This window comes from Bacillus sp. NPDC060175, from assembly GCF_042728695.1.
In the GTDB taxonomy this organism is placed as follows: Bacteria; Bacillota; Bacilli; order Bacillales; family Bacillaceae_G; genus Bacillus_A.
Genome location: NZ_JBHWYR010000115.1, coordinates 1 through 10,267 on the forward strand (window position 1 = coordinate 1; position 10,267 = coordinate 10,267).

Sequence of the window (10,267 nt, forward strand, 5' to 3'; positions counted from 1 at the left end):
TGCAAATCTTTAAACTCCCTACATGTAGCCTTTAGAAAAAAGAAATAATCTCGCCTAAAATTGACTTTGCATAAGCTTAGCTTGATAGTGATGTGGTGCTACCCCATAAATGATTCAAAATCCGAAAGTAAACTTTTACCCAAAAGTTTACTTTCATGATTATATAATGTGCATTAACATTTCAAAAAATTAAAATATATGTACGATTAAAGCAAGTTAATTTAAAATCATTAGGACTTGCTAAAACTATGTAAAAAAACATTTTATTAGAGGATTTTTAAATTTACATAGACTCTAGATAAACTACATATCAACTCCAGATACGTGTTTTATGCTGAATGTAATCTTAAGCAAGGAGGTAATGAAAAATGATTAAAACATTATTAGCAGGAACACTTTTAAGTACAGGATTATTCGCAGGTGGTGCAATAGGTACAGAAGATGTAAAATCAGATCAAAAAGTAGAAAAATCGAAATATAGTGAAACAATTGAAAGACCAGAAGGTATAGATTATCAGCCTGCATTTGAAATCGGAAGCCCTGAAAATTCGGAACATGCAAAAACCGTTGAAAGACCAGAAGGTACAGATTATCAGCCTGCATTTGAAATGGGAGACTCTGAAAAATCGGAACATGTAAAAACTGTTGAAAAATCAGAAGGTACAGGTACGAACCCTCAACAAGGAAAAATGGTACCAACAAAAGAAGGAAATTAAATAATATATAGTTATAACGAAGAGCATCCAAAAAGTGGTGCTCTTTTTATATTATAGCGGTCACCATATCAAAAAAAGAAAATTGTACGTTTACACACATTTGTGAGGCATACAATTTTTCCTACATTGTTGGGGTGGAATTCAACGAATATATATCGGATTTAAAAAAGTAATCAAAGATTGCCCTTGTAACAGTGGTAAGAAATACCGATTTTGTTGCATGAACAAATAAATTAAGTTGGATTTATAAAAACGAGATACTTCCATTTTTTCTATTTGGGGGTATCCTGTTCTCCTTAGATTGATGGTGATGTTGTCATGCCCCTATTTGTATGTCCAAGTTTAAGAGATTACTTGCAATTACCCTGAAGCTTTTGCACTAGAACCTCATATAAACTCCACATTTCTCTAAACAATCTACATATAAACTCCAGATGGATACTTTAATATGGCATCAAGGAGGTTAGAGAACATGAATTTTATCAAACGATCATTTTTGAGTTTACAATCAAGAAAGGGAAAGTCACTTATTTTACTTGCTATTTTTCTAGTAGTTATTAATTTGGTATTCGCTGGTTTTACGATTCAAAGTGCATCCAATAAAGCAACCGATTTAGCCAGAAAACAATTAGGAGCTGATATCAACTTAAAAATCAATTTGGATAAGTATTTGGAAGAACAAAACAGTAATCAAAATGCTAATGAAGCAAGAAAGGTACCTGGTATCGAAGAAAAAGAAGCTGATAAATTAAAGAACTCTAAGTATTTAGATCACTATAATTATCTAAAAAGTGCTAATGCTGAGCTGAAAGAGCTTCATAATATCGAACCACCTGGAGGAGCTCAATCATTTGGCCCAAATAATAATTTAAATTTCACTCTACAGGGTGTTAGAGACTTTTCTTCATTAGAAGCTGCTCAAGACAAAAAATTAAAACTTGTTGAAGGAGAGGGAATTACGCCAAAAACAGTAGGAAAAAACGTTGCTATGATTGAAAAAAAACTAGCTGAAAAAAACAATTTAAAAGTGGGTGATAAACTACAGATAGGTGAAGTAATGGAGGAGGAACTTACCACGAAAGAGCTAGAAATTATAGGTATATATGAGTCTAAAGAAGAGGCTCCATCTTTTGGAGGACAATCTTTTGCTTTATTAGAGCCTGCTAATCAAATATATGTACCGTATTCTGTTATGAATTCATTGAAAAATGCAATCTATTCATTAAAGGACCCTAAGGATATTGATGCATTTAAAGAGGAAGCAAAAAAATTGGGGTTACCAGCGTACTATGAATTAGATGCACAAGATAGCGTTTATAAACAGATGATTGGTCCAATCGAAAATATTGCATCTTTTTCGAAAACGATTGTAATTATGGTGTCTATTGCAGGTGCAACTATTTTAGGATTAATAATTATGCTCTCTATTAAGGAACGTAGGAAAGAAATGGGGATTTTGTTATCTATAGGTGAGAAAAAGTGGAAGTTAATGGGCCAATTACTAGTTGAGGTAGTATGTATTGCTGTATTAGCATTTGGTTTATCTTTAGCAACAGGAGAGAAAGTTTCCCAAAAAATCGGTGATAATCTGTTATCTAGTGAAATAGCAAAGAATGAAGATAAACCGGAAGATCCTATAGCAAAATTCAGTGGTAATCCTACTGCAGGCGTAGATCCGGTTGATAAAATCGATGTAAGTATTTCAACTGAAGATTTAGGAAAAGTAGGGGGGATTGGATTAGGAATCGCTATGCTGGCAACGATTCTTCCAGCATTATCAATTCTTCGTTTAAATCCAAAACAGATTTTATTAAAAGACGAATAAGGAGAATTCATATGGAGACAATTTTGCAGTTTAAAAATATCAATTATCATTATGAAAGTAATAATAAGAGAACTACAATCTTACAAAATGTAAATTTTTCTTTTCAAACTGGAAGTTTTTATACTATCTTAGGGCCATCCGGTTCAGGAAAAACAACAACTCTTAGTTTAGCCAGTGGATTAGACGTTCCAAAAAGTGGATATGTCTTATATAAAGGAACGGATATACGTAAAATTGGTCTCGACTCCTATCGAAATCAGTATGTATCCATTATCTTTCAATCTTATAATCTCATTACTTATATGACTGCACTTCAAAATGTTATAACAGCAATGGAAATAACAGGAGTCGATGTAAAAGATAAAAAGACAAGAGCATTGGATCTACTAAAAAAAGTTGGATTGACAGAAATAGAAGCAAAAAGAAATGTATTACAGCTTAGCGGTGGTCAACAACAACGTGTCGCAATCGCTCGTGCGTTATCTTGTAATGTAGATTTGTTAATTGCAGATGAACCAACCGGAAACTTAGATCAAGAAACGTCCATGGAAATTATTGAGTTGTTTAAAGAATTAGCACATAAAGAAAATAAGTGTATTATTGTTGTAACTCATTCACAAGACGTGGCCAAACAGTCAGACAAAGCTGTTTATCTACAAAAACAGAATTTAGTTGTACTAGATGTTTCTTGAAAAATGAATATGTTTACTTTAGAGAAAACAAAGAATGGCATAACTTCAAAGTAACTGTAAGTTCAACTTATACACTTTTTATAAAGAATAGATGCTACAGCTAAGAGAGGAATGAAGAGAATGAAAGGAACGTGGATTAAAGTATGTGTTTGCAGTAGCCTAATTATAATTGGTATTTTAATAGGATATGTAACACATGTTATTATTCAAGATGACATAAGTGAGTCTAACCAAGATCAAGTAAATACTTTCCAAGATGAGAAAAACTCGAATCAAAGACAACCCTCATTTATTGAAGGTGGGAATTCAGGACACGGTACTACTAAAGAATATAATGAAGACGAAGTGAAATCTAAGCCCCAAGGAAGTAATTAATAAAATATAACTTCTTTAAATAAGTCAACAACCGGTTCCTTAACATACAAGGAACCGGTTAATTTATATACAAAATATGTGTAATGAAATTTCATTACATAATCAATATTTTTGAACAACTTTATTATTCACGAACAATGTATACACAAAAAAGCTAGTAAAATATTAACTTTTTTGTACTTCTCATAAGAATGATTATGAGAAGTAATCAGGTCGCTTATTTAACAACAGCAATTCTTTTTACGTATATAAACTTTAGTTTGTTAGTTTATTGAAGAAAAGTAAATATTTCATTTAGGGGGCATTTCTTTTTATTAGCTTGATAGCGATGGGGTAGCACCACATAGCCATCAAGCTAAAATTTTATAGTGCCCCCAGAACAAATTTTTGTGCTAACTTGCAACAAAAAAACTCTTTTTTTCGTTTTGGGGTAATTCTGAATTTTTAAGTTGATGGGCATGTGGCGATACCCCATCGCCATCAAGCGGAAATTTTATAGTACCCCCAGAACGAAATTTTGTGCTAACTTGTAACAAAAAAACTTATTTTTTCGTTTTGGGGTAATTCTAAATTCTTAAGTTGATGGGCATGCGGTCGAACCCCTATATGTCTTTATAAAATTAGTAACGTTGTATTTAAGTTATCTTATACAAAAATGTTAAATAGAAATTGCGCATTAATCATGCAAATGAATTTTTAAAAACAGATTATTGAGAATAAAAGCCGGATGGAAGCATAATTTCGAGAATTTGAAAAGTTAGATTTAGTAATCTTACTAAACTGTAAGATTACAGTTTAAATAGTAAGACAAGAGTCATTCAATTTGCAAGGAAAGACGTCTATACTGAAGGTAATTAACGTTTTATACGTTAAGAAATTCTCAAAACGTGAATTTTATTTGTCTCAAATACCCTCGTTTTTGAGAATGAATAAGTTGCTTAGATTAGTAAAATCAACGATTTTTTATGTCGAAATTTGCTTAGCGTATATTTTCGTTAAAATGTTGGTGGTACGCCATATAGAAGAAACTAACTTCAAGTGGAAGAAGGAATAAATAACTGGAATGAAGTTTAATAAGGAAGTACGAATAATTTGCCATGGCAGATAAAATATATATTATTCTAAAGAGGTGTAAAATGAATTTTATTAATAAACAAGAAAAAAAACTAACTAAAAGACAAATTATATTACTTATATTAATAATAGGCTATTATTCCCTTGTAATAATAGCTACCACATTTGGCCGTTCAGCTGAGAATATCTTTGTAAGAACAATTGATTTCGATGTACTGAGCCAGTATCAACAAGCATGGAATCAATTTTCATTTAATTCTTTTTTTCATATCATTGTTAATATAGGTATGCTATTTCCGCTAGGGATTTTATTACCTCTATTTAGTGAAGTTTTTTTAAAAGCAAAATGGATGTTAATCAGTTCAATTACAACATCTTTATTTATTGAAACTCTTCAATTTATAACACTTCGTGGAAGTGCGGAACTAGAAGATTTACTTCACAATACCATAGGAATGATGCTAGGATATTGTATATTAAATATAGTTCTTATTTTTTTTAAAAAAAAGGAATCACACAAACAAATAGTCAAATATTTAATCTTACCCACTGCAGTAAGCTTCGTCGCACTTGGAATAATTGTTTCATATCAAATGAAGGAATTTGGTAATATGCCATTTGATCCTTATGGAAAAACAGATATGTCTCATGTCACTATAAAAACATCACTAGAGTTAAGTAATGAAGGTAAAAAAATACCTGTTTACGATTCAAAAGGTAAAAAAGTGCGGGACGTCGAAATTATTTCTCCAAAAGAAGCATTTCAAAAACTGAAACATGGAGACATTTATCCTATGGGACCTTTCGGAGCGGGTGAAGAATTTGAGGGTGAGACATTAGTCGTTACAGAGTATAATTTAGAGCACGCCACTGATACAAAAGGTTTTTCTCAACCTGTATATATTTTTCGCGTACAGTTAAAAGATAATGACGTAGTTCTTACGGCTCCGCCTATTTCCGCGAGGAAATAATGTGAATTTTTTTGTTTTTAATATATGATCATCAGGGTTGCCGTTGACGTTAGTTTTTTCTTATAGGCGTACCACCACATCGCTATCAAGCTAACAAAATAAAATCCCCCCTAAAATGAAAAAATACGCTATTCTTTCTGTAGAATCATAGGAAAGGATGGCGTTTTTGTATGTCTATTTCTGTATCTGATGAATTACAACTATTTGCTCAAGAAATTCAAAACTTCTTATCTCCAAATTTCTTAAGAGATCTTGCTAGAAATGTTGGTTTTGTGCAAAGAACCAGTAAGTACCAAGCAAAAGATTTAGTCGCTTTATGTGTATGGATTAGTCAAAAAGTCGCTAAAACCTCTTTAACTCATTTATGTAGCTGTTTAGAAGCATCAACAGAAGTGCTCATCAGTCCCGAAGGACTGAATCAACGATTTAATGCCACAGCCGTGCAATTCCTACAACAAGTGTTAGCCGAACTTCTCAAACAAAAGTTATCTTCAACTAAGATGCTCACTTCTCCATACGCTTCTATTTTCAAACGTATTCGTATCCTAGATTCAACTGCCTTTCAACTTCCCGATGTATTTTCATCTGTTTATCCAGGTGCAGGAGGATGCAGCCATACAGCTGGGGTGAAGATTCAGGTTGAGTATGATTTATTAAGTGGACAGTTCCTACATATTCATACAGGCCCAGGTAAACAACATGATCGAACCTATGGTTCTCTATGTGCCCCAACTGTGACAGCGAATGATTTATGTATCCGTGATTTAGGTTATTTTCACTTGAAAGATCTTCAACATATACAAGATAAAGAGGCTTACTATATCTCTCGTATTAAATCCAATACACGTATTTATCAAAAAAATCCCACTCCTGATTATTTTCAAGATGGAAGAATCAAGAAAGGTACAGAGTATATACAGATAGATATGGAGGTCTTAATGAACTCTCTTCAACCAGGACAAACATGTGAAATATCCAACGCTTATGTAGGAATGACTGATAAAGTACCAACCCGTGTGATTGTTCATCGACTAACCAAAGAACAACAACAAAAACGATTACAAGATCAAACTGTAAGAGAAAAAAAGAAAGGAATGAAGTATTCTACTCGTAGTAAACGACTCAGTGGCATCAATGTATATATGACAAACACACCTACAGACATTGTCCCGATGGGACAAGTGCATGATGGATGTTTTTGCCCATCGCCCCGAAATGGGGGATTAAGCCTGGTTAATTAAAAAATAATACGTTGTGTCAAAAAGTACACCTTTTGAAGTGTATTAAAACCTACTCGATTTAGTACTTCGAAAGGTTCAAAAATATACTTTTGAAGTACTAAATAATTAATAACACCTTTTGAAGTATTTTTGATATAATTTCATTAGAAACACTTTCGAAAGGATGTCTATTTATTTTGAATACAAGAAAATTCGGATATATAAGGGTTAGTAGTAAAGATCAAAATGAAGATCGGCAGCTCGAAGCAATGAAACAACTGATCACTGACGAACGAGATATTTTTATCGACAAGCAAAGTGGAAGAGATTTTAATCGTGATCAATATCAACTCGTAAAACGTATGTTAAGAAAAGATGATATTTTATATATTCATTCCCTAGATCGTTTCGGCAGAAATAAAGAAGCTATCCTTGAGGAGTGGAAAGATATTACCCAAAATATTCAAGCTCATATTGTCGTATTAGATATGCCACTTTTAGATACAACTCAATATAAAGATAGTTTAGGAAATCTTATTACTGATTTGGTACTCCAAATCTTGTCCTGGCTTGCTGAAGAAGAACGGACAAAAATAAAAACTCGCCAACGTGAAGGTATTGAAGCTGCAAAGAAAAAAGGAAAGCATTTGGGTAGACCCAAAACTGAAATAACACAGGAATTTATCGATGCATATAACGATTGGAAAGATGGAAAAATCACAGCGCTATACGCTATGAAAAAGTGCAATATGACAAGCCCCACATTTTATAGAGTAGTCAAAAGGTATGAGGATAAGGAGTGAAAAATATAGGATGAATACAAAAGAGATCCAAAATACAATACAAGGCTTCTCTTCTTATTTATCAAACAAAGGAAGAAAACCTTCTACAATTAAACGATATATTTACGATGTGGAAAGCTTCATTCAATGGCTGCACCAATCAAAAAGGTTTACTGAAAATAATCTGTTTGAATCACTCCATAAAAAAGATTTCGAAGCTTTTTTTAATTATTTAAAAGAAGATCGTCAATACTCTGATAAAACTATACACCGCATATATATTGTCTTAAATAGATTGTACGAATACTTAGATTTACCAAGCCCGATTGAAGGGATCATTCATATAAATCCACCCGATCGGGCATTACGTAGTCAGGATTTCGTTTCTCTCCAAGAGGAGAATCGTCTAAAAGAGGTTATCTCTTCATTAGAAGGACTGACTGAAAAACAAAGATTAACACGCCCCATGATCTTAGAACGGAACATTTCTATCGTTACGTTGCTCCTGGACTATGGATTATCTTTAAAAGAGCTTGTTTCTTTACGAATGAAACACGTTCATTTCGAAAGTAATACGTTATCTATTCCTGAAGACTCAAAAATAAATCGTACAATCCATTTGAAAGAAGAAGACAAATTACATTTATACAATTACTATAAAACTATTCCTGAACCTGTTCGTCCTAAATACCACAGCAGCGATCCATTATTTGTTGCTTTTGAATTTATTCGTGGGACATATCATTGGAGCTATGACGATGATGCTCCAAAATTTTTGACTGAAATCTCTGTTCAAAAAATGATTCGTTTAGAAATAAAACGTGCGAATCTTCGAAAGGGGATTTCTGCTCAACATTTCCGAAACACCTTTATTTTAAGAATGATTCAACAAAAAATCACTTCCGAACAAATCATGAAGCAAATCGGCTTTAAATCTCTCTTATCTTTAAAAAGATATTACGATTACTATAGGCAATACCAACTAAACATAGATTAATCAACATCACTTAATGTGTAATTTTTACACACCTACAGTTTTTTAATTATTTTAAGGGGGAACGAAAAAATTACAATGAGTAAAAACGAAAAATCATATTACGTTCATGAGTATACGCTACTAGATAAAACTACTAAATCCATTAAAATTGAACCCTGGCGTTCATTTAAGGAAGAAATGCGTGTTCTGGTAATAAAATACAGCGACATATTCCAAATTCAAATGATAGAAATAAATCCGAATAAAAAGTAATATAGACCAAGAATAAAAGTTTTAAAATTAGTAATAATTCAACTTATGGATAAAAGAATAGTAATGTGCTTTTAACTTCAAAAATAGTCTAAATCCTTAAGTTGATGAATGTGTGGTAATACCCCATATAGTTCAGATAAAACAAGTTCAAATGATATAAAGGTTTCTCACTTTGGAAATCAACGTGAGTCATTGCATTTTTATCTAGACGTAGTGGGATACAAAAGTTTGAACTGCAACAATTGCATGGGGATATTTATTGTATTATCTGAGCTATGCGGGAAATAAATGGCATAGATACATTGGGGAATATCGCTTCCTCCAACTGAAAAGGCAAGCTAATCAAAAGAAAGAGAAATGATTATATGAAAACATCACTTCTCTTTCTTTGTATTTACGAGTGGTTCCAAAAAGAAGGAATGGTTGCCGTACCCCATAAATGATTACTTTTTCATCCACGCATCTACTAATTTTTTATTCTTTTTTATCCATTTTTCAGCGGCCTGTTCAGGGTCATTCGATTCATTAATCATGGTCATCAACGTTCCGAGTTGCTCATCGGTCATGTTCCAGTTATCAAAATACTTTATAAGCTCTGGATAATCTTTTTCAAATCCTTTACGAACAGAGTAATAAATATCATCTTTTTCTCCATACACCTTTTTAGGATCTTTTAAATATTTAAGATCAAACTCTGAAAAAGCCCAATGTGGATTCCATAATGTTACTGCAATGGGTTTCTTTTGATTATATGCTTTTTTTAATTCACTCATCATAGCGGCTTCTGAAGATTGAACAAGATTTAGCTCTATCCCATATTTGTGTATCGCTTTATCTGTTAAGCCCATTAAACTGCTACCAGGTTCAATACCAATGATTTTATTGTTAAATTTATCCTTATTCGCATTCAAATCCTCAATACTATTGATATCTGTCATGTATGAAGGAACAACTAAACCAAGACCAGTACCTTTATACCACGCTGACTTTATTACAACATCATCCTTATATTTTTCATATAATGGCTTATCAGTAATTGGTAGCCAGACCTCTAAGTTGGCGTCCACATCTCCTCGTGCTACCCCGGTCCAAACGGCTGCCTTTTCTAAATATAACAATTCAACTTTATAACCTTTTTGCTCAAGTAATACTTTCCACATATTTGCGGTAGCTATGTTTTCTTTCCAACTCGTTACACCAATTTTAATTTTTCCCTTTGCATTACTGTTCACGCCACTACAAGAAGTAGTAATTATGCTAATTAATAATAGTATGCACAGAAGCCATATTTTTTTCTTCATCAAGCTCCTCCTAGTCTCTATGATTAGATATTTCTTCTTTAACTAACGCAGAAAATTGTTTC

At 32.6% G+C, this 10,267-nt stretch carries 9 protein-coding genes and 1 pseudogene; 9 read left to right on the forward strand and 1 reads right to left on the reverse strand.

The annotated features are described in order from the left end of the window. The first annotated feature begins 368 nt into the window (after positions 1-368). The 9 genes and pseudogenes from ACFWDE_RS28315 to ACFWDE_RS28355 all read left to right on the forward strand — a co-directional run bounded on the left by ACFWDE_RS28315 (position 369) and on the right by ACFWDE_RS28355 (position 8,652). Positions 369-716 carry a hypothetical protein gene (locus ACFWDE_RS28315; RefSeq protein ID WP_377896108.1) on the forward strand — a complete coding sequence of 116 codons (348 nt, stop codon included), beginning with the start codon at positions 369-371 and terminating at the stop codon, positions 714-716. 172 nt (positions 717-888) lie between these two features. Further along, complete coding sequence (locus ACFWDE_RS28320) at positions 889-948, forward strand: SEC-C metal-binding domain-containing protein (RefSeq protein WP_377896114.1); 60 nt, start codon at positions 889-891, stop codon at positions 946-948. 240 nt (positions 949-1,188) lie between these two features. Further along, positions 1,189-2,541 (forward strand): ABC transporter permease, encoded by a 1,353-nt coding sequence (locus ACFWDE_RS28325; RefSeq protein ID WP_377896109.1) that lies wholly within the window; start codon positions 1,189-1,191, stop codon positions 2,539-2,541. 11 nt (positions 2,542-2,552) lie between these two features. Beyond that, a complete protein-coding gene (locus ACFWDE_RS28330; protein ID WP_377896110.1) occupies positions 2,553-3,233 on the forward strand; it encodes an ABC transporter ATP-binding protein in 681 nt (226 codons plus the stop codon). A gap of 120 nt (positions 3,234-3,353) precedes the next feature. Next, a complete protein-coding gene (locus ACFWDE_RS28335) occupies positions 3,354-3,608 on the forward strand; it encodes a hypothetical protein (RefSeq protein ID WP_377896115.1) in 255 nt (84 codons plus the stop codon). A gap of 1,136 nt (positions 3,609-4,744) precedes the next feature. Beyond that, positions 4,745-5,653 (forward strand): VanZ family protein, encoded by a 909-nt coding sequence (locus ACFWDE_RS28340; RefSeq protein ID WP_377896111.1) that lies wholly within the window; start codon positions 4,745-4,747, stop codon positions 5,651-5,653. 170 nt (positions 5,654-5,823) lie between these two features. Next, a pseudogene (locus tag ACFWDE_RS28345) lies at positions 5,824-6,843 on the forward strand (IS4 family transposase); the annotation flags it as partial. 227 nt (positions 6,844-7,070) lie between these two features. After that, on the forward strand, positions 7,071-7,676 hold the full coding sequence (locus tag ACFWDE_RS28350; protein WP_377896112.1) for a recombinase family protein: 606 nt from the start codon (positions 7,071-7,073) through the stop codon (positions 7,674-7,676). A gap of 10 nt (positions 7,677-7,686) precedes the next feature. Beyond that, the gene (locus tag ACFWDE_RS28355) at positions 7,687-8,652 is read left to right on the forward strand and encodes a tyrosine-type recombinase/integrase (RefSeq protein WP_377896113.1); all 966 of its coding nucleotides are present in this window, start codon (positions 7,687-7,689) and stop codon (positions 8,650-8,652) included. A 695-nt stretch (positions 8,653-9,347) separates the two neighbouring features. On the opposite strand, the gene ACFWDE_RS28360 is transcribed toward ACFWDE_RS28355, so the two are convergent. Next, positions 9,348-10,205, reverse strand: a complete 858-nt coding sequence (locus tag ACFWDE_RS28360) for a glycine betaine ABC transporter substrate-binding protein (RefSeq protein ID WP_002090735.1) — start codon at positions 10,203-10,205, stop codon at positions 9,348-9,350. Positions 10,206-10,267 lie beyond the last annotated feature (62 nt).